Genomic DNA, 22,101 nt, shown 5'->3' with positions numbered 1-22,101 from the left:
GTTCACGAGAGACATCGAGTCGACCGACGACGTGTCGCATCCCACACGCGGCTCAGTCGGAGCGGTGACCGATCGAGTCGTCCCACTCGATCCAGTTTTGTTCCCAGCCACGACGTGAGTGAGCGCGCCGCTCGGCGTGTTCACGATCCTCGCGGGCCATCCGGTTTCGTTCGACGGTCCCCGGCTGTTCACCCTCGAGGAGCAACGGATCGAACGAAACTACGCCGAAGTGCTCCCGGTTACCGTCTTTCGACAGCGCCTCGAGACGCTGTACTTGCGCCCCCCGAGGATAGACGATGCGCCCGTCGTCCGCCAACTGCTCGAGCAACGGCCGGGGTGGCTCGACGACGCCGGCTTCGACCAGGATGCGGTCGAACGGGGCGTACTCGGGGAGGCCGTCGGCACCGTCGCGGCGGTCGACGAGCACGCCCTCGTAGCCAGCGCTGTCGAGATTCTCGCGAGCTTCGAAGACGAGCGGGCGGGCGATATCGATCGCGTGGACGTTCGTGTCTCCGACGAGTTCAGCGACGACGGCGGCCGTGTAGCCGACGCCGACGCCGACGATCAGAACCTTGTCGCCCGCCTCGAGCGAGAGCGCTTCGAGGAGTCTGGCGACTGTACTGGGTGCGAGAACACGTGTTCCACGCACCTCGTGTTCGCGGTCGGCGTAGGCCGTCTTCGGATCGGGGACGAATGCGTGGCGAGGGACGTCGCGCATGGCGACGGAGACGGCCTCGTCGTCGAGCACCTCCTTCGGTGGTGTCTCGAGGCCGTCGACCATGTCCTCTCGCAGTACCGCAGGATCCATACTCGAGCTATCCCGCCGGACGGTAAGAACCCCGCGCTTGCCCGAATCGTCGACCCGTCGGTGGGTGCCGTCGGCCGCTCGACGAGCGCTTTCAGCCACGCATTCGGACGAATTGGACGCCACCATGCTCGCTTCGCTCGAGGCTCCCGTCTTCGCATTTGGTGGCCTTTACCAGCGTCTGGAATGCGGTTCCGATGGGGGCCAGTAATCGACCGCCCGGTCGGGTCTGGTCGACGACCGGCTCGGGAAAGCCCGTCGCCGCGCAGGTAACGTAGACGGCGTCGTACGGCGCGTGATCGACCCACCCTTCGCGACCGTCACCGACGCGGATGGAGACGTCGCCGTAGCCGAGTTCTGCGAGCGTCTCACGGGCGCGTTCGGCCAGCTCCTCGCTGTACTCGACGCTGTAGACGTGGTCCGCGCCGACGAGTTCGGCCGTGACGGCGGCGTGGTAGCCACAGCCGGTCCCGATCTCGAGGACGTTTTCGCCGGGCTCGAGGGCGAGTTCGTCGGCCATGATTGCGACCATGTGCGGGGCGCTGATGGTCTGGCCGTCCCCGATCGGCAACGGTCGATCCGCGTAGGCACCGTCCCGGCGGATCTCCGGAACGAATTCGTGTCGTGGGACCGCCTCGAGCGCCTCGAGTACCCGTTCGCTGTCGACGTGACGCGAAACGGCCTTGACCATCCGCTCACGGGCGGCCTCGTAGTCGGCTGCGTCGTCGGACTCGAACCGATCGACCATGCTCGAGCGTACGCGCTCGCGAGCAATAGGTGTAGGGCGCTAGCCGGATTCGAATCATCCCATCTGCACACCCTGCTACTGAGAACACCACGAAAGCCCCTGACACGCTCGACCTCCCGCGACTCGCTGCGGTCCTCGCCTACCGGCTGCGGTCCTTGCGTCGTCGGGGACGGCTCGAGCGTGTCAGCCCCTTTCATTCCCGCCCGTGTCGGCTGTCCGGTCTGGCCACCGCAGGGTGGGAATGAAAGGGGCTGCCGGCATCCGGGAAGACGGACGCAGCAAGCACTGGAGCGAACGCAGTGAGTGAAGCGCACAGCAAGTCCATCGACCGGATGACGGCAGGGGCTTTCGTGGTGGTAGACGCAAAAAAGCGTTCAGAGTCAGTGCCAGCGTTCGAACCGACTACCAGGCGGACCAGGCGGTCGAGGCCTGGTCGTAGGCGTAGACGCGTTTGGTGTCCTTTGCGGGGACGGTGTCGCCTTCGACTTCGTAGCGGTCGCGGTCGTAGCCGGTGGCGTCGCTCCGGACGACGAAGGCGTCGATCTCGAACTCGTCGTCACCGAACTCCTCGATCGAGCCGACCTCGAACTCGTAGTCGCCGGGGACGTAGACCGTAATCGAGCGGCTGTCCTCCCGGCGGCCGTCTTTCGGATGGACGGTGACGTTGACCGCGACGTTGTCGACTTCGCGGCTCCAGACGGTCTCGATCTCCTCGGCGTCGGCGACCTCGACCCGTCGGTGCTGGTCCAGTTCGACGCTCGTGACGCGGACGGTCGAGAGCACCTCGTCGGTCTCTAAGATGAACTCGTCGCCGACTTCGATGGTCGCGTCCTCGTCCGTCGTGACGTTCGCCGTGAAGGATTCGCCCTCCTGGGAGACGACGACGTCGAGGGTGACTTCGTGTGTATGATCCGGTGTGACCTTGTGGACGTGGCCACACTCGCTACAGCGGACGGTGAACGTGCCACCGCCTTCCGTGACCGTGAGAATCTCGTGGACCGTCTCGAGGTCGGGTGAACACGAGGGACACGGCGTCGGCACCCGATCAGGGGTGTCCTGCGTATCGTTCATACCCTCCCTATACGCTACGTACTGAAAAGGCGATTGAACCGCCGATCGAACGTGTCGGGCTCACACGACGGGCTCTCGAGTGCGTTCCAGGATGCAGGGACGAGCGCGTGCGACGCCCTCAGTGGCCAGCCGTCGGCAACTCGAGTTTGTCGCCGTCGACGTACACCGTTGGCTCCCGGAGGATGCCGTCCTGGTGGATCGGGGCCTCGACGTCGCCGCCGATCCCGGCGTCGTCGCCGATGGCGATGTGGACCGTGCCAGCGGCTTTCTCGTCCAGTAAGACCGAGCCGACGAGTTCGGTGACGCCGACGTTCGTTCCGATGCCGAGTTCGGCGAGGTTGTAGGCCGCGTCACCTGCTTGCTCCGCGGTTTCACCGCTCCGCTTCGAGACGCTTTGCGCCTCGCACTCCTCCGCGGCCGCCTCGACGTCCTGTCGGATCTCGTCGTCCGAAATCTCGGTCACGAGGCCGTCTTCGACGACGAACTCGATTTCCTGGCCCTCCTCGAGAAGACCGTGGGGGCGCATCGTGCCGTCGACGACGAACGTGCCGTCGGCCGATTCGGGGCTGATGAACACCTCGCCGGCGGGAAGGTTCGAGAACGACCCGGGCTTGCTCACGTCGCCCGTGTCGTCGAACCACTCGCGGTCGCCGAGGTCGAACGTGATGTCGGTCCCACGATCGGTCGTCACGCGGATCTCGTCAGCGCCGGCGACACGCTCGAGGGTGCGTTCACATTCTTCGAGAATACGGCCGTAGTCGGCGTCGAGTCCGGCCACGAAGACGTCCTCGGTGATTCCAGGCAGGGTCGCACCGCGGGCACCCGCCTCGGTCGCGTCGGAGCGAGCACGGGTGTGGCTCAGGCTCTTCGTCGTCGGTGCGAGGAAGGCGTCGGCACCGGCGAGTGCGGTCGCCACCGTCTCGGGTGGCTCCTCGCCGTGTTGATCGCCTGGTGGGTATCGGACGATGGCGACGTCATCGGTGATCTCACGTGCGACCGCGTACAGTGCCTCGCCGATCGGCTCGCGCTCGTCGTCAGTGACGATCACGCAGGAGTCGTCGGCCTCGAGAGCCAGACACTGTTCGACGGCCGTTTCGGCGGCTGCGCGGAGTTCGGACATAGCTGCTAGTCGTGCGACCGGGTCGAAATGTCTTGCCTTCCCCGCAGGCTGTCATGTGTCTCGAGTCACTTTCCCACCGAACTACTTGAGACCGAGTAAATCCCCGTCGAGACGCCTCGAAACGGTTATCCGCTTCCGTCTTGCACTCCCGGGTATATGATACAGGTCGCGATCAACGGCTACGGTACGATCGGCAAACGCGTTGCGGATGCCGTTGCCCTCCAGCCCGATATGGAGGTTCTCGGCGTCGCCAAGACTCGGCCGAACTTCGAGGCCGAGATGGCTATCGAGAAGGGATTCCCGCTGTACGCAGCGATCGAAGACCGCGCCGACCAGTTCGCCGAGGCCGGCCTCGAAATCGCCGGTCTCGTCGACGAACTGATCGCTGACGCGGACGTCGTCGTCGACGCGACGCCGTCGGGGATCGGTGCCGAGAACAAGACGCTCTACGAGGACCACGAGACGCCCGCGCTCTACCAGGGTGGCGAGGACGCCGACATCGCCGACGTTAGCTTCAACGCTCGCTCGAACTACGCCGAGGCAATCGGTGTCGACCACGTCCGGGTCGTCTCCTGTAACACCACCGGCCTCTCGCGGGTCATCGCACCGCTTCGCGAGGCGTACGGCGTCGAGAAGGTCCGCGCGACGCTCGTCCGCCGTGGTGGCGACCCCGGCCAGACCGGCCGCGGCCCGATCAACGACATCCTCCCGAACCCGGTCACCATCCCCTCTCACCACGGCCCCGACGTCGAGACGATCTTCGACGACCTCGACATCGACACGCTCGGAATGAAGGTTCCGGCAACGCTGATGCACATGCACAGCTTAAACGTCACGCTCGAGGAGGAAGTCGACGCCGACGACGTTCGCGGCCTGTTCGCCGACGAGTCGCGCCTGTTCTTGATCCCCGAGCGGTTCGCAATCGACGGCAGCGGCAAGCTCAAAGAGTACGCCATGGACGCCGGCCGTCCACGCGCGGACATCTGGGAGAACTGCATCTGGGAGGAATCGATCTCGACAGTCGGTCGCGATCTGTATCTCTTCCAGGGCATCCACCAGGAGTCAGACGTCGTCCCGGAGAACGTCGACGCGATCCGGGCGGTCCTCGGCGAAGCCGACGCCGAAACGAGCGTCGAGACCACGAACGAGACACTCGGCATCGGCCTGTAGGGTCCGGTACCGAGCAGCCGGCGATTCTCGAGACCGACAGAAAGCTTTTGAAACGTGGTGCCCAAGACACCCCCATGCGAAGAGACGACCGCGACGAGCCCTTCGACGACCTCTTTCGTGAAATCGAGCGCATGATGAACGAAATGATGAACAGTGCCGACCGTGACGTCGGCTTCGATTCCGCAACCAACGCCGAGAACGGCTTCGGGATGGACACGCACGTCGATATCCACGAGACCGACGAGGAGGTCCGCGTCATCGCCGACCTTCCGGGGGTCGAGAAAGAACAGATCGAACTCGAGTGCGACGGCGAAATGCTGACGATCTCCGCCGGCACCGAACACCGCCAGTACGACGAGCGCGTCTCGCTTCCAACCCGAGTCAACGAGCACACGGCCTCCGCAACGTACAACAACGGCGTCCTCGAGGTCGTCTTCGAGCCAGCCGAACAGTCCTCGGACATCAGTCTCGAGTAACCGTTCGTCGCGGTCGCAGTCCCCGTATTTTCCGGTCGTCACGCCTCGACAGCCGAGCGGATCGCGTCCGCGAGCCGGTCGTAGAATCCCGCTTCGTACTTCGTCGCCGCGTCGATCGTCGGTCGGGCGTTCGTCTCGTTGACTACCAGCCGGTCGCCCGTCTCGAGCAGGTCGACACCGAGAAACGGAATTTCGAGTTCGTGAGCCACTGATTCGGCGATTTCGCGCCAGGCCTGGGGCAACTCGACGCCGGTTGCCTCGGCCCCCCGGTGGACGTTGTGTTTCCACTGGCCGCGCGCGCTGGCGGTCTCGGGGAGCCGACGCTCGACCGCGCCAACGTACTCGCCCTCGAGGACCATCACGCGGTAGTCGGTCGCCCCGGGGAGGTATTCCTGGACGAGAAACGAGCGGTCGCCGGTCGCCCGGTAGTCGTGGACCAGCGAGAGGTAGTCACAGATCCCCAGGAACGAATCGAGGTCGTGTGCTTTCGCGACACCGACGCCTCTGGTCGTCGAGTTCGGTTTGACGACGACTGGCGGCTCGAACCGCTCGAAGACGTCGACCAGCTCGGTCTCGGAGACGTCGTTCGAGACGTAGACCGAGTGTGGAACCGGCAGACCGGCTCGCTCGAATCGGGCGATCACTTCGGCTTTGTTCCGCGAGGTGAGGACGGCGTCGCGGTCGTTGAGCCACGGCACTTCGAGCAGGGCGTCGGCGACTCCGCCTTCCATCAGCCGACCGGGATAGACGTACCCGACGTCGTACTCGTTGGCGTCCCACGTGGTGTCTTCCCCCAGCGCGATAACGCGCTCGCTTGCGGGCACGTGAGTTGCCCGGATACCTCGTTCGGCGAGGGGCTCGCGCATCCGCCGGAACGTCTCCTGGTCGTTTGCGACCGCCAGTTCGATCATACCTCGAGTGGGGATGCAGAGAGCAAAAAGCTGGCTCGAAGCGAGCCGCAAACGCTGGCTCGAGACGCCGACTCTGGGAGAACCTGGCCGGGAGTGGGGCCCGACCAGACCCGAGGGCCCCACGACCCAACGGAAGCGCAAGTGCTTTCCGAGCAGCGCGGACTTTGCGTTCGCTCAGCAAGGGGAGAGCAGGCGGTTTACCGACAGTTGCCGCGAGCGAGGCTGACAGCCTCGCTCTCGATAGACCGTGTCGTTCGAGGCGGCAAAGCCGTCTCGTGATCACGAGAAACGCTTCCGTCTTTCGAACGACAGAGCAAAAAGCCGGGTTACGCGATCAGCTGCTCTTCGCCGCGTTCGACGACCACGCGACACGGCGGCGTGATCTTGTTGTAGGCACGACGGAGTGCGTCTTTGGCGAAGGCGGCGTCATCGACGTCACACCAGATCGTGAAGATACGGTCGCCGCGGTCGATGCGGGCGGCGGTGCCGACGATCTTCCCGAACGACTGGCGCATCCCGTCGGAAACACGGTCTGCACCCGCACCCGTCGCCTGCTTGTTCTCGCGGATGACGTGGTGGGGGAACTTCCGGAGGATCATCTTGTAGTTGTTCTCTCCGGCGTTTTTGAGCATGTGGCGGTTAGCCGACAGACGCGAGGCCTCGAGGCTGCCGTGGCGGATCTGGACTTCCTCTTCGGTGACGAGGCTGATCTGAACGGGGTACTCCTCAGGGTCGGCGCTGACGTCGCCCATCTTGTGCTGTGCGATCTTCGAGCCCGGGATACCGGTGATGTATTCGCGGCGCGTATATGCCGGCTTACTGATCTCCCGGTACATGGAGGCAGGTTTGTCGGACATGGTTATCTTACGAAAACGGAGAGCTACTGTGCCGATAAAGCCTTCGAAGCGCGTTTCGGCGTCGAGGCCGCCTTCTCGGACGCCTCGAGCGACCGCGCCGGTCGTCTCGGGGTCCCTGTCCGTCGAGCCCGAAAACGGCGTCGTCAGTTGACCGTCGTGTACTCTGAGCCGGATTTCACGACGAGGTCGCGACTCGAGAGCGACTCGAGGACGCTCAGGACCGACAGCTTGTTCATCGCGAGCGTCTGGTTCAGGTCGCCGACGGACGCGCCGCCGGTCGCGTCGAGGTAGAGGTAGACGAGCTTGGCCTGGGGTGAGGTGACTTCGGCGGGGACGAGGGTCGGTCGGTCGAGGGTGTGTGTCTGTGCAGTCATTCTACTAACACGAACCACGAACTGACGTATAGCTCTATGGGGTATAGAATCCATATTCGTTAGAACATACGTATGGCATTATATGTGTTTCATTCCCGTTACACAGCACGTCGACGACTGCTGTCGCTCGAGCGCGATCGGGTGCTCGGGCGAGTCGGTACGAACCGGCGAAACCAGTACACCGGCGGCGTGTTTAAGGGTTCTCCACTGATAGGTACCCCCATGATGTGGAGTTTCCGGGTCGGATCCGTCTTTGGTATCCCGATCAAGCTCGACGTGACTTTTCTGTTGATTCTCCCGATCTTTGCGTATCTGATCGGGATGCAGATCGGTGAGGTCGCCGATATCCTCAACCTCACGATGGGTGCGGGAATCGACGTCGCAGCCGTGACGTCGCCGTGGTGGATGCCGTGGGCACTTGGATTGACCGCCGCTCTCGGACTGTTTTTCGGCGTTTTTCTCCACGAACTCGGCCACTCACTGACCGCACAGCGGTATGGCTTTCCGATCGATTCGATCACGCTGTGGCTGCTCGGCGGCGTCGCCGCGCTCTCGGAGATGCCGGAAGACTGGAAACAGGAGTTCAATATCGCCATCGCCGGCCCGATCGTCTCGGTGCTCGTCGGCATCGCCTCGTATGCGCTCTTTCTGGTGACGCCCGAGTCGATGAACGGCGCTCAGTTCGTTCTCGCCTATCTGGCGATCCTGAACGTCTTCCTCGCGATCTTCAACATGCTTCCAGCGTTTCCGATGGACGGCGGGCGTATCCTGCGAGCCCTGCTCGCTCGAAGTCAGCCGTATGCTCGGGCGACCCAGCAGGCCGCGAGCATCGGCAAGATGTTCGCGATCTTCCTCGGGCTGTTCGGCCTGTTCGCGTTCAACATCATCCTCATCGCGGTCGCGTTTTTCATCTACATCGCCGCCTCGAGCGAGGCCCAGCAGGTGACGATGAAAGCAGCGTTCCAGGACGTCACTGTCGCCGATATCATGACTCCCGCGGGGGAGTTGCACACGGTCGAACCGGACGCGACGGTCGCCGAACTGTTCCAACGGATGTTCACCGAGCGTCACACTGGCTATCCGGTCATCGAGAGCGACGCCTGGGGTGACGACCGGCTGATCGGGCTCGTGACGCTCTCTGACGCTCGCGGGATCGATCCGGTCGAACGCGATGCATACACCGTCGAGGACGTGATGACGACGGACCTCGAGACGATCGAGCCCGGCTCTGACGCGATGGCGGCGATCGAGCGAATGCAGAAAAACGGCATCGGCCGGCTGCTCGTCGTCGAGGGCGACGATCTCGTGGGTATCATCTCCCGGTCTGACCTGATGACGGCGTTCGACATCGTCCAGAAAAGTGGCGGCAGCGTCGACTTGCGCGGACGGCCACGGTCGGCCCAGCAAATCAGCCAGTAATCACACGTCGGGACGCGAGTCGCCGTCTCGAGTACCGCATTCAACACCCTTAACCACCGGCGGAGCCGACGATTCGGCGATGCCACCGGCCATCGAGACCGTCGATCTCGTCAAGGAGTACGGCGACCTTCGTGCGTTACAGGAACTCACGCTGACGGTCGAGGAGGGCGAATTCTTCGGCTTGCTCGGCCCGAACGGGGCCGGCAAGACGACGTTTATCAACACGTTGGTCGGACTCGTCCGCAAGTCCGGCGGCGAGGCCCGCGTCTTCGGCTACGACGTCGAAAGCGACTACCGCGAAGCACGCGACGCCATCGGCCTCGCCCCTCAGGAGTTCAACGTCGATCGCTTTTTTCCCATTCGCGAGGTGCTGATGCACAAGGCTGGTTACCACGGGGTTCCCGAAGACGAGGCCGCCGAACGTGCCGACGAGGTGCTCAAACGCGTCGGAATCTACGACAAACGAAACGAGCGGTTCGACTGGCTCTCCGGTGGGATGAAACGCCGACTGCTACTCGCCAGGGCGCTCGTGACCGATCCCGACTTGCTCATCTTAGACGAGCCGACGGCGGGCGTCGACGTCCAGCTCCGCCACGACCTCTGGGAACTCGTTACCGAACTCAACGAAGAGGGGACGACGATCCTGCTGACGACCCACTACATCGAAGAGGCCGAGCGTCTCTGTGATCGGGTCGCCATCGTGAACGAAGGGCGAAAGGTCACCGTCGCGACGCCCGACGAGCTGAAACAGCGCGGGACCGATACGATCTCACTCCGTCTCGAGTCGCCGGTCACCTCGTCGTTGGCGGCCGATCTCGAGAGCGATCTCGGCGCGTACGCCCACGCTGTCACAGCGGCGGGTAACACGCTCGAGGTTCGTGTCGACGACGGCGGCTCGACCGTCCCACAGTTGCTCAGCGACCTCGAAACGAGGGGCCACGAGATCGTCGATCTCGAGATCTCGCGGACGTCGCTCGAGGAGATCTTCGTCGATCTGACTCGAAGCGAAGATCGGACGGTGACCAGATCGTCGGCTGCGAGTGCTGACGGCGACGACGCTGATAGGAGACAGGAACGCGAACAGGAGGGGGTCGCCTGATGCTGTCGGTCGGCTTCCGTGCCCTGTTTCGGCGCGAAGTGTTGCGGTTCGTCCGGCGGCCGAAGAACACGTTCATGCCGCCGGCGATCACGAACGTCCTTTACTTTGCGGTCTTCGGGGTCATCCTCGGCGGACGGATCGACGAGCCTGTTTCCGGGATTGGCTACATCCTCTTTCTGATCCCCGGTCTCGTGGTCCTGGGAACGATCTCGAACGCCTTCGAGAACGCCTCGTTTTCGATCTTCCACGGCCGGTGGAACGAGTACATCCACGAGACGCTCACCTCGCCGCTGTCCTACGTCGAGATGGTCGTCGCCTACGTGGCTGCCAGTGCGGTTCGGGGACTGATCGTCGGCGTCATCGTCGCCGTCATTGGTGCCCTGTTCGTCCCGTTGAGTATCGAGAACGGCCTCTTTCTGGTCGCGACGATGGTCGTCATCGCCGCGCTCTTTTCGGGGCTGGGGATCGTTGGCGGGCTGGTCGCCCGGGACTTCGACGACCTGACCGTGATGAACCAGTTCATCCTGCGGCCGCTGGTGTTCTTCGGCGCGGTCTTTTACTCGCTAACGATGCTCGAGCCGATCTGGCAGTACGTCTCGCTGTTGAACCCGATGGTCTACATGGTCGACAGCGTCCGATACGGCTTGCTCGGGTATTCCGACATGCTCCAGATCGCACCGGCTGCCTACGCCGAACTCGCCCCGTACGCCTCGCTCGGGGTCCTCACACTGTTGACCGTTGCCGTCATGGCACTCGACGTCTATCTGTTCAAAATCGGCTACGGGCTGACGGACTGACCGTCTCCGCTCGAGTGTCTGACTGTACTTTCCCGCGGATTCAGTAGCTCCGGGCTTTCGGCTCGTAGGTCTGTAACTCGCCCTCGAGAATCACGGGCCGATACCAGAGTTCGGGATCGCCACTGTTCCACGAGAGCATGGTGTGTTTGAGCCACTCGTCGTCCTTGCGCTCCTGGTGAGCCGCTCGCCAGTGAGCACCGCGGAACTCGGTTCGGGCAAGTGCACCGACGGCGACCGCCTCGGCGACGTCAAGCAGGTTGCGCACCTCGAGCGTTTGCGTCAGATTCGTGTTGTACGTCCGGGATGGATCGTCGACGGCGACGTCCTCGTACAGCTCGCGAGCGTCACGGAGGTCTCCTAGCGCCTGTTCGATCCCCGACTCCTCGCGGAAGACGTTGACGTATCTCCCCATCGTGTCCTGAACCTTTCTCCGGACGGTAGCCGCCGAGACGCCGCCGTCGCACTCGAGCAGTCGTTCGATTCGTTCGCGTTCGACCTGAAGCGTTCGCTCGACGGTCTCTGCGGGCTCGAGCGCCGGGCCGCCGTCGGCGACCGCGGCATCACGCTCGACGGTGCCGAGTTCGATCTCGGGGCCGAGGTCGGCTTGCTCGTAGACGTCGGGTTTCCCGGTCCCGATCTTTGGTTTCTCGAGGGCTGCACCGGCGGCGTGTTCGCCGGCTAGCCGACCGAACACGATCGTCTCGGCGAGTGAGTTCCCACCCAGGCGGTTCGCCCCGTGCATCGAGACACAGGCGGCTTCGCCGGCCGCGTAGAGCCCATCGATGCAGGTCTGGCCGTACTCATCGACCTCGATGCCGCCCATCGTGTAGTGAGCGCCGGGTTTCACCGGCATCGGCTCTGTAAGGGCGTCGGCCCCCTCGAAGTCCTCCGCGAGGTGGACGATGTTCTCGAGTCGATCGAGAATGCGCCCTTCGCCGAGGTGGCGCATGTCGAGGTAGACGTAGTCGTCGTCGACGCCCCGGCCCTTGTTGACCTCCGTGAGCTCGGCTCGCGAAACGACGTCGCGGGAGGCGAGTTCGCCGGCGTTGTTGGCGTAGCCGTGTTCGAACATGAACCGCTCACCCTCGACGTTGAACAGGCGTCCGCCCTCACCGCGAACGCCCTCGGTGACGAGGACGCCCGTACTCGGCAGGGACGTCGGGTGGAACTGAATGAACTCCATGTCCTCGAGCGGGACACCCGCGCGGTAGGCCATCGCCATGCCGTCGCCGGTGTTCGCGACGGCGTTGGTCGTGTGTTCGAAGACCTGTCCAGCCCCGCCGGTCGCGAGGATGACGCCGTTTCTGGCCCGAAAGCCCGCCAGTTCGCCGCTCTGGATATCGAGGGCGACGAGGCCGTGACACGCCCGATCGGTCGGGTCGTCGTGGTCGGTGACGGCGAGCTGGGTGACGTACCACTCGTCGTAGACCTGGACGCCGCGTTTGACCACCTGCTCGTACAGCGTATGTAACATGTGATGGCCCGTCTCAGCGCCCGCGTAGGCCGTTCGCGGGAACGACATCCCACCGAACGGTCGCTGGGCGATCCGACCGTCGTCCTCACGCGAGAAAGCCATCCCCCATAGCTCGAGCTGGGTGACCTCCTCGGGGATCGTCTCGGCGAACGTCTCGACGGCCGGGGCGTCTGCGAGGTAGTCCGCCCCCTTCATCGTATCGTACGCGTGGCTCTCGATCGAGTCTTCGGGGTCGAGCGCAGCGTTGACGCCGCCCTCGGCCGCACCAGTGTGTGATCGGACAGGGTGGAGCTTCGAGACGATCGCAACGTCGGCTCCGTGTTCGTGGGCCGCAATCGCGGCGCGAAGGCCGGCCCCGCCACCCCCGACGACGAGCACGTCGTGTTCGCGCATAGAGTAGACTGTTGGAGCTCGTGTAGCCTATGTGGTGTGCTTCAATGTACAGTCGGTCATACGTCATCGTCCGAGCTGGACTGATACGGATCGTTGTACCGGCAACAAATCACAACAGACCGTCTGACTCGACGAGTAAGCCAATACCTACTGATTGGATGGCTCTGGAATATGACCGTTTGTTATTTCTCTTTTCCCGTGCCCGATTGACTATCAGGGCTCCCTAATTCTGCCCGATCGAAAAGGTTAATCTTGCTCTACTATCCATTCGAGAACGACGATGACTCGTCGATGGTCTGTGTGAACGGTTCGACGAATTCGAACGAGTCCGACACGCTCGAGGAAACGGTCACTGCCGTAGCCGATCCACGTCGGTTCGACCACCTGATCGGACATCTCCACGATGCTGTCGTCGAGTTCGTGATCGACGACGGAGAGCCGATCGTCACCGACGTCAATCCGGCGTTCGTCGATCTGTTCGGCTACGACCGGGCCGACGTGGTCGGCAAGCCGCTCAACGAGTGTGTCGTTCCATCCTGGCTCGAGGCCGAGGCGACGGCCCTCGACGAACGGACGGTGGCTGGCAAGGTCAACTATCGACGCGTCCGCCGCGAGACGGCCGACGGTCTCCGCGAGTTCCTCTACCGTGGGATTCCCTACGAGACCGACGACGGAAACTGCCGCGGATTCGCCGTCTACACCGATCTCACGGAAGCTCGCCGCAACCAAAGTCGTGTTGACGTCCTCAACCGCGTGTTACGACACAATCTCCGCAACAAGGTCACGCTCGTCGCGGGCTGTGTTGAGGGCTTGCTCGAGGAACTCGAGGACGACGCCGACCCGACCGTCGAACAGCTTTCCGAGACCGCACGCAAAAGCGTCGACGAACTCCGGGCGCTGGCCCGGGAAGCCGGTGAGTTGCAACGAATCGCCGACGCGTCGGTTCCCGACGATCCCCACGTCGACGCCGTCCCCCTCGCCCGCTCGGTGGCTGGCCAGCTCGGTCGGCACTATCCCGGTGGCACCATCACGATCGACCTCCCCGAGACCCTCGAGGTCGCGGCGACCGACCGACTCGAGGTCGCCCTCGAGAGCCTGCTCGAAAACGCGATCGTCCACAATCCGTCGGACGACCCACGGGTCAGGATCGAGGGCGGATACGACTGTGAGAAGTGGGCGTTCCTCGCAGTCGCCGACGACGGTCCAGGGATTCCACCGGTCGAGCGGGAGGTAATCACCGGCGAGAGCGAGATCACCGAGTTACGTCACGGAAGCGGCCTCGGACTGTGGCTCGTCAAGTGGACCGTCGAGACCTTTGGCGGCGAGATCGTGTTCGATACGAGCCGTGCAGGTGGCTCTCGAGTCACGATTCGCCTGCAACGCTGGAACGGGGAGGCGTGAGGTTACCGTCGCCGCCGTCACAACCTGCTTACTGTGTCTCTGTCGACCGATCTGCGACTTTCACGAGTTGTTTCCCGACGTTCTCTCCTTCGAACAGCCCGAGGAACGCGTCGGGCGCGTTCTCGAAGCCGTCGACGACGTTTTCGCGATAGTGCAGGTCTCCCTCGCGGATAAACCGCGAGAGCCGCCGTAGCGCCTCTCCCCATCGATCCTCGTAGTCGCTGACGAGAACACCTTCAACCGTCGCGCGAGTCTCGATGAGTTTGGTGAGCTTTCGCGGGCCGGTCGGTACCTCGGTCGCGTTGTAGAGTGCGATCTGGCCACAGACGACGACACGCGAGCGCACGTTCAGTTGTGGCCAGACGGCGTCGGTGATCGGGCCGCCAACGTTGTCGAAGTAAACGTCGACGCCGTCCGGGCAGGTTTCGGCCACCGCTCCGGCGAGGTCGTCAGTTTCTTTGTAGTTGATCGCCGCGTCGAAGCCGAGCTCGTCGGTGAGCCACGCGACCTTCTCGTCGCTGCCGGCGGTACCGACGACTCGAGCGCCCGCGAGCTGAGCGAGCTGGCCGACAACGGAGCCGACCGCGCCTGCTGCCGCGGAGACGACGACGGTGTCGCCGGGCGTCGGCTCGCCCACGTCGAGCAGGCCCCAGTAGGCGGTGACTCCGGGCATGCCGAGCACGCCGAGGGCGGTCGAGACCGGCCCGAGATCGGGATCAACTCGGCGTAGGTCATCGGCGTCGGCGACTGCGTGTTCGGCCCACAGGAGCTCGCCCGTCACGACGTCGCCGGGCTCGAGCGCGTCGGCCTCGGACTCGAGCACTTCGCCGATCACACCGGCACGCATCGGCTCACCGACCTCCCACGGGTCGGCGTATGATTCCGCGTCGCGCATTCGACCGCGCATGTACGGATCGACCGACTGGTACAGCGTCTTTACGAGCACCTCGCCGTCGCCGGGCGCAGGTCGATCGACGGTCACGAGTTCGAAGTCGTCGTGGATCGGTTCACCGACGGGCCGACTGGCGAGTCGCCACTGTCTGGTCTGTGCCATACCCGTCTGTGGCTCTCTCGACAGGTGAACGTTGGGCTCGCGGAAGTCCCAGAGTCAGCACGTGGCCTATCCCTCGAACGACCACACTCGATCCGGACGGAATCGTTTTTCACCTTGATTCGTGAACAGCGGTGTATGGGCGCAGACCACGGGACGCTCGAGGCGTTGCTCGCGGGCAACGAACGCCACGTCGAATCGCTCCCGGAAGACTACTTCTCGGACGTTCAGGCTGGCCAACACCCGGACGTCGTCGCCGTCTGCTGTTCGGATTCGCGGGTGCCACAGGAACGCATGTGGGGCGTCGAGGATCCGGGAACCGTGTTCACACCGAGTAACATCGGCAATCAGGTCTGGGACGACGACGACGGCGAGCGGATCGTCGACGGCGGGGTACTCTACCCCATCCACCACGCGGGGACCGACGCCGCGGCCGTCGTCGGCCACACCGGCTGTGGAGCCGTCACCGCTGCCTATCAGGTCGCAACGGGAGCCGATCTGCCGGGACCGGCTGGTGTCGACAAGTGGGTCGACCTGCTCGTCCCCGTCGTCGAAGACGGGCTCGAGAGCGACTTGATCGACCCAGCGGCCGACGAGGAGACGGTGATCAACCAGCTCGTCGAGTACAACGTCGACTATCAGGCGCGCTTCCTGCGTGAGTCGGACGTCGTTCCCGACGACGTCTCCGTCTACGGGTTCGTCTACGACTTTCAGGGCGTCTACGGCAACGAGTACGGCCGGGCGTATCTGGTCAACGTCGACGGCGAAACGAACCCGGATGCCATCGCGGATCTGATCCCCGACCAGTACGAGACGGCGACGGACAGTCTGCTGTACTGAGACGGGTGCCGGATCGTCGAACCGTCGAGGAATCGACCGCGGCCGTCTAATCCGCCGGCGTCGGTATCGTTTTGATACTCGCGGCGAAACATCCAGTCATGCGCTCGCTGCTCGAGTCCGACGTCGGCTTCTACTACGCCGTCGGCGCGTTCACGATCGCCGTTTTCGTCGTCGGGCTGGCGGTGCTCGCGGTGATCGCACCCGCCGGGATCGGCGCCCGCGAGCTTGGCGGGCTCGTGATCGGCTTCCTGCTGTTCATGCTCGTCTACTTCGTCTCGATGACCGTCCACCGGCTTGAGGAGACCGAAGACGCCTGAATTCGGCCGTTCTGGTGGCCTATTTTCCGCTCCGACTCGAGTCGGAGCGTTTATACCTATCCGGCAGCTCTCTTTAGAAGCAATGGCGAAAGGAACCGTTGATTTCTTCAACGACACTGGCGGCTACGGATTCATCGAGACTGAGGACGCGGACGACGACGTATTCTTCCACATGGAAGACATCGGCGGCCCGGACCTTGAGGAAGGACAGGAACTCGAGTTCGACATCGAGCAGGCCCCCAAAGGCCCGCGCGCGACGAACGTCGAGCGCCTGTAAGGCGAATTCACTGAGGTATCGACTCTTGATTGCAGTATTTTCCACCCCTGAGCGACAGCGCCGTCGCTCGACACCTGACGACAGGGAGGAGTCGACGTTCCGGCCGTGACGAACGTTTAGTAGCGCCAGCGTCAACGGACACCGATGGCAGAATCCGACTCGGACTTCGATCCGGAACCGTTGATCCGCCGCCACGACGACGTCGAGTACGAGCCCGTCGGGGCCGCCGACGGGATGCAGAAAGGCGTACTGATCGCGGACGACCACGGCGCGCCGAACTTCGCGATCCGTCGATTCGTCCTCGAGCCCGGCGCCGAGGTGCCCGCCCACACCAACGCCGTCGAACACGAACAGTACGTCCTCGAGGGCGAGTACGTCGTAGGAATCGACGACGAAGAGCACAGGGTATCGGCAGGTGACTCGCTGTTGATCCCCGCCGAGACGGTCCACTGGTACCGTAACGACGGCGACGAGCCTGGTGCGTTCCTCTGTGCCGTGCCCAACGGCGACGACGAGATCGTCTTGACCGACGACGAGTAGCCGTCTCACTGTCGAACGACTGGTTCGTTCGCGGACCCGGAGTTGCCGACCGTCTCGCTCGCTGACTCGAGCCGTTGATAACCCTTCGACTCGGGTCGTCGGCTGACGGGTCGACTCGAGCCCACGATCGCCAGGGTCGGCACTCATCGGCTATCCACTCGGTCGTGGAGTGGACGACGAAGGAAAAGACCCAAGTTTAGACTGGGTCTAAATCCTTGCATGGAGGCGACTGGTGACCGACGCAGATTCACCGCGGCGGCAGCGGCGAACGTCGTCGGAAATGCAGCGAAGATCGCCGTCGAGGGAGCCGTGGGCCTTGCGTTCGGCAGCGTCGCGTTGCTCGCGGACGCGGCGCACTCGGTGGCCGATCTCGTCGGCAGCCTCGTCGTCCTCGTCTGGGGCCGAAGTTCGTTCGACCAGCCGGACGAGACACATCCACACGGCCACGACCGAATCGAACCGTTGACGGCGCTGTTCGTCGGTGCGGTCCTCGCCTTGCTCGGGCTGTCGTTACTCTTCGAGTCCGTTCAGCGACTTTTCGTATTCGATCCTCCGGCGGCGAATCCGATCTTGCTCGTCGCCCTGGCGTTCGCCATCGTCGACATGTATCTCGTCTACCGGTACACGGAGTACGTCAACGCCGACATCGGTTCGACGGCGCTCGAGGCGTTGGCGATCGACTGTCTGAACGATATCTACACCAGTATGGCCGCCGTCGTCGGTGTCGTCGGCGTCCTGCTCGGGCAACCGCTGCTCGACTCGATCGCTGGCGGCCTCGTCAGCCTGTTCGTCATCTATCAGGGCGTCGAGATCAGCCGCGAAAACATCGCGTATCTCACCGGAGCCGCGGCCTCACCGAAAGAACGGGCGGAGATCACCCGCACGCTGTATGACCACCCCAACGTCGAGGGCGTCCACGACCTGACCGCCTTTTACGATGGGGCCGTCCTCGAGGTCGAAGTTCACGTCGAGGTCGACGGAGATATGCCGTTCCGGCGGGCCCACGACGTCGAGTCGATGCTCGTGAGTCGACTGCGCTCGCTCGAGTCAGTTGGCGACGCGCACGTCCATCTCGATCCCTCGGGGATCGGTGAGTGGAAAGACCAGCCCGAAGAGCACTGAGTCGGATCGAACGAACTCGTCCGCTGTCCCGTCCGCTCGAGGACGTCGATGGGACTCCGTCGTGCGGTTCGGTCGCACAGTTTTTAACCCGTCCGGTCGCACCCACCCTGTATGGAGCCTGGAGACGTCAGCGAAGTCACGATTGACGGCTGTTCGGACCTGTACTACGTCGATACCGGCATGTACGATACGGCCGGCTACGGCGCTGCGTACGTACTGGATGCCGATCGACCGGCGATCGTCGAAGCTGGCATCGGAACGAACTACGAGTACCTCCTCGAGGCGCTCGACGAGATCGGTATCGACAGCGAGGCCCTCGAGGTCGTCGCGGTGACCCACATCCACCTCGATCACGCCGGCGGAGCCGGCTTTCTGGTCGAGGCGTGCCCAAACGCCGACGTCTACGTCCCCTCGGTGGGGGCCGGACTGCTCGCCGAGCCGTCGCGGCTGGTCGCCGGAACGAAAGCCGCCGTCGGCGATCAGTGGCAGTACTACGTCGAACCGGAGCCGATCCCCGATGACCGGATCGTCGAGATCGACGACGGCGACGTGATCGACCTCGGGAATCACGAACTGCACGTCCACGGCGCACCGGGGCATGCATTTCATCAGGTCATCTTCGACGATCCCGTAAACGAGACCGTCTTCACCGGTGACGCCGCTGGCATCTGGATCCCCGACCTCGAGCGGATCAAAGAGACCTCTCCACCCTCCGATTTCGATCTCGAGGAGTGTCTCGACGACCTCGAGACGATCCGTGAACTCGATCCAAACGTCCTCTGTTACACCCACTTCGGCCCGCGTGACGTTAGCGACGACCTCGACGAGGTCCTCGATGAGTACGCCACCGTTCTTACCGAGTGGGTCGAGGCCGTCGACGCGAAACGCGAGGAACTCGAAGCCGACAGGGCTGTGATCGACTACTTCGTCTCGAACGCTTCCCTCCCCGGCGCGTGGAACGAACGGAAGGTCCGCGCGGAAGCCGAGTTGAACACCCGCGGGGTGCTCGACTCGCTCGAGGAGTAACCCGATACTGTCAGCTAGCAGCAACTGGTGAGTATTCGCCGGACGAGAGCGGTGAATGCTTACACTGTCCGGCAGTATGGGGCTGTGACAGCGATGATAGTCACTGCACGTCAGTGCCCACCTGCTCGGCAGGCGGATCGGCGGTCAATGTGCAACTCGTTGCAGTTATCACACGGAATACAGGAGAAAGCCCACGGCGGTAGCCGTGGGATGAATCCGTGAGTTGTATGTGACGTAGTAGCGTAGTCAGCAGTACCGGAGTTTCCACGTCGGGAAACGCCGTATTCGAGATTTTTACGTGGGGAAACGCCGTATTCGAGAGTATCAGAGCTTCGCTCTATGGTCTCGCGTGGTACCAAATCCGACCGAACCAGTCCACGGCGTACCGGCTTGGCTGACGCGAATCGTGGTACCGTGCGGGCTGAATACCCCGCCGTGGAGCGACGAGCGGTATTCGTCACGGCGAAACGCCGACCGCGCGTCGGGCGGAGCCCGTTTGACCGGGCTAGACGCGCTGCAACGCACTCCCTTGGTCATAATTGGGAGGCAACCGCCGAGGTGAGACGCGAAAGCGTACTTCGCCATCGGGGAAACGTGCAATCTTGAACTCCCCTTCGGGGAATCCCACGACGTTAGTCGTGGGAGGTGGTCGATATCTCTCCTATTGTCTTCAGAGTACACCCACTCGAAAGTTGAAAACAACGCCCGAAGGATTCATACTGCACTGTACAGCTCCGTGTAGAGTTGTCGTTCGTCGGCTTTTCGCATCTGATAAACGATGATCCCGATGAAATTAGTTTCATCACGTTTTATCGCGGGGGAGTTCCTCTCTAGCACGTATGAACTGGCGGGAGGCTGAACGAGAGTACGACGACGAGGTAATCGGGGAGACGACGCTCGGCCGAATGTTCGAGGAGTCGGTCGATCGAAATGCGAACCGACCTGCACAGAAGTACAAGGGAGGTGTCTACGATCGCTCGTTGACGGACTCGGTCCTGCCATCGGCAACACCGGGTGAGTTCCGGGCGATCTCGTACACCGAGATGCGTGATATCGTCCGCAACCTCGCAGCCGGCTTTCGTGATCTCGGCGTCCAGACCGGCGATCGCGTCGGTCTTTTCGCCAACACTCGCATGGAGTGGGCTCAGTCTGACTTTGCGCTCCTCTGTGCGGGTGCCGTCATCACGACGGTCTACAAGAGTTCCTCACCCGAACAGGTCCAGTACTTACTCGACGACCCCGAGGCATCGGCCGTTGTCGTCGAGAACCAGGACCTCCTCGAGCGCGTTCTCGAGGTCGAAGCCGACCTCGACCTCGAGTTCATCGTCTCGATGGACGAACTCGAGGGGTACGACGACCGCGACGACATCTACACGCTCGACGAAATCTACCACCGCGGCGAGGAGACGTTCGACCTCGAGACGTACGAGGGATGGGTCGACGAGCCCGAACTGGACGACCTGGCGAGTTTGATCTACACGAGCGGAACGACGGGCCAGCCCAAGGGCGTCCAGCTTACCCACTGGAACTTTCGGTCGAACGTCAACGCGATTCGGAAGCGAGTCGGTCCGCGTCCCGACAAGGCCGACGACGTGCCGGCGCTCGATGAGGAGACACAGGCGGTGTCGTATCTTCCGCTAGCACACGTCTTCGAGCGAACGGCCGGCCACTTCGTAATGTTCGCCAGTGGGGGCTGTGTGGCCTATGCCGAGGATCCGGACACGCTTCAGGAGGACTTCGGTTTGGTCCAGCCGACGGCAGCCACGAGCGTCCCGCGCGTCTACGAAAAGATCTACGACGCGATCCGCGAACAGGCGAGTGAATCCGGTGTGAAACGTCGAATCTTCGAGTGGGCGACCGACGTCGGCGTCGAGTACCAGCGTGCCGATAACCCGGGGACGATCCTCTCGCTCAAGCAGTCACTGGCCGACAAACTGGTCTTTTCGACGGTTCGTGAGGCCTTAGGCGGTGAGATCAAACTTCTCATCAGCGGTGGCGGCAGTCTCTCGCCGGAGCTTTGTCGTCTCTATCACGCGATGGGACTTCCCATCCACGAGGGGTACGGGCTGACCGAAACGTCGCCCGTCGTCACGGTGAACCCTCCAGAGGAGGTCAAGATCGGCACGATCGGTCCGGCACTCCCTGACGTCGAGTTACAGGTCGAACAGCAGGTCGCCGACCAGGACGCATTCGACGACTCCGGCGAGGTTGGCGAACTGCTCGTCAAGGGACCGAACGTCACGCAGGGTTACTGGAACAAACCTGGTGCAACCCGAGGTGCCTTCACCGACGACGGTTGGTTCCGAACCGGCGATATCGTCCACCTGCGGCCGGACGGCTACGTCGAGTTCCGCGACCGCGTCAAACAGATCATCGTCCTCTCGACGGGAAAGAACGTCGCCCCTGGACCGATCGAGGACAAGTTTGCGGCGAGTGAGATCGTCGAGCAGGCGATGGTCACCGGCGACGGCGAGAAGTTCATCGGCGCGTTGCTGGTCCCCAACGAAGCGCACATCCGCGAGTGGGCCGAGGAAAAAGGTATCAACCTCCCCGAGGACCCACAGGAACTGTGTGACGACGACCGCGTCCGCGAGTACGTCGGCGACGAGGTCGACCGGATCAACGAGGCGTTCGAGAAACACGAGACGATCAAGCGATTCGAGCTCGTCCCGCGGGAGTTCACCGAAGAAAACCGGATGTTGACGCCCACGATGAAAAAGAAGCGCCGCGTCATCCTAGACGAGTTCGAAGACCGCGTCGACCGGATGTACGCCGAGGAGTAACCGACTCCACATCTGTCGTTGTCGTTCGGA

General features: G+C 63.2%; 22 protein-coding genes. 13 read left to right on the top strand and 9 right to left on the bottom strand.

The genetic code is table 11. The features are described 5' to 3' along the window. Window positions 1-52: 52 nt before the first annotated feature. The 4 genes from AArc1_RS17195 to AArc1_RS17180 all read right to left on the bottom strand — a co-directional run bounded on the left by AArc1_RS17195 (window position 53) and on the right by AArc1_RS17180 (window position 3,744). A complete protein-coding gene (locus AArc1_RS17195) occupies window positions 53-808 on the bottom strand; it encodes a protein-L-isoaspartate O-methyltransferase family protein (RefSeq protein WP_117365509.1) in 756 nt (251 codons plus the stop codon). A 91-nt stretch (window positions 809-899) separates the two neighbouring features. Further along, window positions 900-1,553, bottom strand: a complete 654-nt coding sequence (locus AArc1_RS17190; protein ID WP_117365508.1) for a protein-L-isoaspartate(D-aspartate) O-methyltransferase — start codon at window positions 1,551-1,553, stop codon at window positions 900-902. 402 nt (window positions 1,554-1,955) lie between these two features. Next, window positions 1,956-2,624 (bottom strand): HVO_0476 family zinc finger protein, encoded by a 669-nt coding sequence (locus tag AArc1_RS17185; RefSeq protein ID WP_117365507.1) that lies wholly within the window; start codon window positions 2,622-2,624, stop codon window positions 1,956-1,958. Window positions 2,625-2,742: 118 nt separating this feature from the next. Then, complete coding sequence (locus tag AArc1_RS17180; RefSeq protein ID WP_117365506.1) at window positions 2,743-3,744, bottom strand: aminopeptidase; 1,002 nt, start codon at window positions 3,742-3,744, stop codon at window positions 2,743-2,745. 156 nt (window positions 3,745-3,900) lie between these two features. On the opposite strand from AArc1_RS17180, the gene AArc1_RS17175 reads away from it, so the two are divergent. Next, entirely contained in the window at window positions 3,901-4,914 is a 1,014-nt protein-coding gene (locus AArc1_RS17175) for a type II glyceraldehyde-3-phosphate dehydrogenase (RefSeq protein WP_117365505.1), read from the top strand. Between the two features lie 74 nt (window positions 4,915-4,988). Next, window positions 4,989-5,390, top strand: coding sequence for an Hsp20/alpha crystallin family protein (locus tag AArc1_RS17170; protein WP_117365504.1), 402 nt, complete (start codon window positions 4,989-4,991; stop codon window positions 5,388-5,390). Window positions 5,391-5,428: 38 nt separating this feature from the next. On the opposite strand, the gene AArc1_RS17165 is transcribed toward AArc1_RS17170, so the two are convergent. From AArc1_RS17165 to AArc1_RS17155, 3 genes are all read right to left on the bottom strand, one after another. Further along, on the bottom strand, window positions 5,429-6,301 hold the full coding sequence (locus tag AArc1_RS17165; protein WP_117365503.1) for an ATP-grasp domain-containing protein: 873 nt from the start codon (window positions 6,299-6,301) through the stop codon (window positions 5,429-5,431). 326 nt (window positions 6,302-6,627) lie between these two features. Continuing rightward, a complete protein-coding gene (locus AArc1_RS17160; protein ID WP_117365502.1) occupies window positions 6,628-7,158 on the bottom strand; it encodes a 50S ribosomal protein L16 in 531 nt (176 codons plus the stop codon). Window positions 7,159-7,301: 143 nt separating this feature from the next. Continuing rightward, window positions 7,302-7,532, bottom strand: coding sequence for a MarR family transcriptional regulator (locus tag AArc1_RS17155; RefSeq protein WP_117365501.1), 231 nt, complete (start codon window positions 7,530-7,532; stop codon window positions 7,302-7,304). Between the two features lie 222 nt (window positions 7,533-7,754). Here AArc1_RS17155 and AArc1_RS17150 point away from each other — a divergent pair, with 222 nt between their 5' ends. The 3 genes from AArc1_RS17150 to AArc1_RS17140 all read left to right on the top strand — a co-directional run bounded on the left by AArc1_RS17150 (window position 7,755) and on the right by AArc1_RS17140 (window position 10,847). Next, window positions 7,755-8,951, top strand: coding sequence for a CBS domain-containing protein (locus AArc1_RS17150; RefSeq protein WP_117365959.1), 1,197 nt, complete (start codon window positions 7,755-7,757; stop codon window positions 8,949-8,951). Between the two features lie 79 nt (window positions 8,952-9,030). Beyond that, window positions 9,031-10,050 carry an ABC transporter ATP-binding protein gene (locus AArc1_RS17145; protein WP_117365500.1) on the top strand — a complete coding sequence of 340 codons (1,020 nt, stop codon included), beginning with the start codon at window positions 9,031-9,033 and terminating at the stop codon, window positions 10,048-10,050. Then, complete coding sequence (locus AArc1_RS17140) at window positions 10,050-10,847, top strand: ABC transporter permease (protein WP_117365499.1); 798 nt, start codon at window positions 10,050-10,052, stop codon at window positions 10,845-10,847. The genes AArc1_RS17145 and AArc1_RS17140 overlap by 1 nt, the downstream gene beginning before the upstream one ends. A gap of 40 nt (window positions 10,848-10,887) precedes the next feature. Here AArc1_RS17140 and AArc1_RS17135 read toward each other — a convergent pair whose 3' ends face one another. Continuing rightward, the gene (locus AArc1_RS17135; RefSeq protein ID WP_117365498.1) at window positions 10,888-12,714 is read right to left on the bottom strand and encodes an FAD-binding protein; all 1,827 of its coding nucleotides are present in this window, start codon (window positions 12,712-12,714) and stop codon (window positions 10,888-10,890) included. A gap of 300 nt (window positions 12,715-13,014) precedes the next feature. On the opposite strand from AArc1_RS17135, the gene AArc1_RS17130 reads away from it, so the two are divergent. Then, window positions 13,015-14,115 carry a PAS domain-containing sensor histidine kinase gene (locus AArc1_RS17130; RefSeq protein WP_228442356.1) on the top strand — a complete coding sequence of 367 codons (1,101 nt, stop codon included), beginning with the start codon at window positions 13,015-13,017 and terminating at the stop codon, window positions 14,113-14,115. 28 nt (window positions 14,116-14,143) lie between these two features. Here AArc1_RS17130 and AArc1_RS17125 read toward each other — a convergent pair whose 3' ends face one another. Beyond that, window positions 14,144-15,169: an NADP-dependent oxidoreductase gene (locus AArc1_RS17125; protein ID WP_117365497.1), complete on the bottom strand. Its 1,026-nt coding sequence runs from the start codon at window positions 15,167-15,169 to the stop codon at window positions 14,144-14,146. A 135-nt stretch (window positions 15,170-15,304) separates the two neighbouring features. Here AArc1_RS17125 and AArc1_RS17120 point away from each other — a divergent pair, with 135 nt between their 5' ends. The 7 genes from AArc1_RS17120 (at window position 15,305) to AArc1_RS17090 (ending at window position 22,071) form a co-directional block, all read left to right on the top strand. After that, a complete protein-coding gene (locus AArc1_RS17120) occupies window positions 15,305-16,006 on the top strand; it encodes a carbonic anhydrase (protein ID WP_117365957.1) in 702 nt (233 codons plus the stop codon). A gap of 98 nt (window positions 16,007-16,104) precedes the next feature. Further along, window positions 16,105-16,323: a hypothetical protein gene (locus AArc1_RS17115; RefSeq protein ID WP_117365496.1), complete on the top strand. Its 219-nt coding sequence runs from the start codon at window positions 16,105-16,107 to the stop codon at window positions 16,321-16,323. A gap of 82 nt (window positions 16,324-16,405) precedes the next feature. Next, the gene (locus AArc1_RS17110; protein WP_005554588.1) at window positions 16,406-16,600 is read left to right on the top strand and encodes a cold-shock protein; all 195 of its coding nucleotides are present in this window, start codon (window positions 16,406-16,408) and stop codon (window positions 16,598-16,600) included. Between the two features lie 144 nt (window positions 16,601-16,744). Further along, window positions 16,745-17,140 (top strand): cupin domain-containing protein, encoded by a 396-nt coding sequence (locus AArc1_RS17105; protein ID WP_117365495.1) that lies wholly within the window; start codon window positions 16,745-16,747, stop codon window positions 17,138-17,140. A 219-nt stretch (window positions 17,141-17,359) separates the two neighbouring features. Beyond that, complete coding sequence (locus tag AArc1_RS17100) at window positions 17,360-18,262, top strand: cation diffusion facilitator family transporter (protein ID WP_117365494.1); 903 nt, start codon at window positions 17,360-17,362, stop codon at window positions 18,260-18,262. 111 nt (window positions 18,263-18,373) lie between these two features. Further along, window positions 18,374-19,288 carry an MBL fold metallo-hydrolase gene (locus tag AArc1_RS17095; RefSeq protein WP_117365493.1) on the top strand — a complete coding sequence of 305 codons (915 nt, stop codon included), beginning with the start codon at window positions 18,374-18,376 and terminating at the stop codon, window positions 19,286-19,288. An 839-nt stretch (window positions 19,289-20,127) separates the two neighbouring features. Then, on the top strand, window positions 20,128-22,071 hold the full coding sequence (locus tag AArc1_RS17090; protein WP_117365492.1) for an AMP-dependent synthetase/ligase: 1,944 nt from the start codon (window positions 20,128-20,130) through the stop codon (window positions 22,069-22,071). The last annotated feature ends 30 nt before the right edge of the window (window positions 22,072-22,101 follow it).

This window comes from Natrarchaeobaculum sulfurireducens (genome assembly GCF_003430825.1).
In the GTDB taxonomy this organism is placed as follows: domain Archaea; phylum Halobacteriota; class Halobacteria; order Halobacteriales; family Natrialbaceae; genus Natrarchaeobaculum; species Natrarchaeobaculum sulfurireducens.
Note: the sequence above shows the minus strand (reverse complement) of the source record. Positions and strands in the feature narration are given on the sequence as shown.

Bases quoted from the DNA above. Each gene is read 5' to 3' on its own strand.
- AArc1_RS17185 (WP_117365507.1), bottom strand. From the start codon at position 2,624: ATGAACGATACGCAGGACACCCCTGATCGGGTGCCGACGCCGTGTCCC.
- AArc1_RS17160 (WP_117365502.1), bottom strand. From the start codon at position 7,158: ATGTCCGACAAACCTGCCTCCATGTACCGGGAGATCAGTAAGCCGGCA.
- AArc1_RS17145 (WP_117365500.1), top strand. From the start codon at position 9,031: ATGCCACCGGCCATCGAGACCGTCGATCTCGTCAAGGAGTACGGCGAC.
- AArc1_RS17110 (WP_005554588.1), top strand. From the start codon at position 16,406: ATGGCGAAAGGAACCGTTGATTTCTTCAACGACACTGGCGGCTACGGA.
- AArc1_RS17150 (WP_117365959.1), top strand. From the start codon at position 7,755: ATGATGTGGAGTTTCCGGGTCGGATCCGTCTTTGGTATCCCGATCAAG.
- AArc1_RS17165 (WP_117365503.1), bottom strand. From the start codon at position 6,301: ATGATCGAACTGGCGGTCGCAAACGACCAGGAGACGTTCCGGCGGATG.
- AArc1_RS17170 (WP_117365504.1), top strand. From the start codon at position 4,989: ATGCGAAGAGACGACCGCGACGAGCCCTTCGACGACCTCTTTCGTGAA.
- AArc1_RS17095 (WP_117365493.1), top strand. From the start codon at position 18,374: ATGGAGCCTGGAGACGTCAGCGAAGTCACGATTGACGGCTGTTCGGAC.
- AArc1_RS17090 (WP_117365492.1), top strand. From the start codon at position 20,128: ATGAACTGGCGGGAGGCTGAACGAGAGTACGACGACGAGGTAATCGGG.
- AArc1_RS17135 (WP_117365498.1), bottom strand. From the start codon at position 12,714: ATGCGCGAACACGACGTGCTCGTCGTCGGGGGTGGCGGGGCCGGCCTT.
- AArc1_RS17140 (WP_117365499.1), top strand. From the start codon at position 10,050: ATGCTGTCGGTCGGCTTCCGTGCCCTGTTTCGGCGCGAAGTGTTGCGG.
- AArc1_RS17180 (WP_117365506.1), bottom strand. From the start codon at position 3,744: ATGTCCGAACTCCGCGCAGCCGCCGAAACGGCCGTCGAACAGTGTCTG.
- AArc1_RS17175 (WP_117365505.1), top strand. From the start codon at position 3,901: ATGATACAGGTCGCGATCAACGGCTACGGTACGATCGGCAAACGCGTT.
- AArc1_RS17190 (WP_117365508.1), bottom strand. From the start codon at position 1,553: ATGGTCGATCGGTTCGAGTCCGACGACGCAGCCGACTACGAGGCCGCC.
- AArc1_RS17120 (WP_117365957.1), top strand. From the start codon at position 15,305: ATGGGCGCAGACCACGGGACGCTCGAGGCGTTGCTCGCGGGCAACGAA.
- AArc1_RS17195 (WP_117365509.1), bottom strand. From the start codon at position 808: ATGGATCCTGCGGTACTGCGAGAGGACATGGTCGACGGCCTCGAGACA.
- AArc1_RS17105 (WP_117365495.1), top strand. From the start codon at position 16,745: ATGGCAGAATCCGACTCGGACTTCGATCCGGAACCGTTGATCCGCCGC.
- AArc1_RS17115 (WP_117365496.1), top strand. From the start codon at position 16,105: ATGCGCTCGCTGCTCGAGTCCGACGTCGGCTTCTACTACGCCGTCGGC.
- AArc1_RS17155 (WP_117365501.1), bottom strand. From the start codon at position 7,532: ATGACTGCACAGACACACACCCTCGACCGACCGACCCTCGTCCCCGCC.
- AArc1_RS17125 (WP_117365497.1), bottom strand. From the start codon at position 15,169: ATGGCACAGACCAGACAGTGGCGACTCGCCAGTCGGCCCGTCGGTGAA.
- AArc1_RS17100 (WP_117365494.1), top strand. From the start codon at position 17,360: ATGGAGGCGACTGGTGACCGACGCAGATTCACCGCGGCGGCAGCGGCG.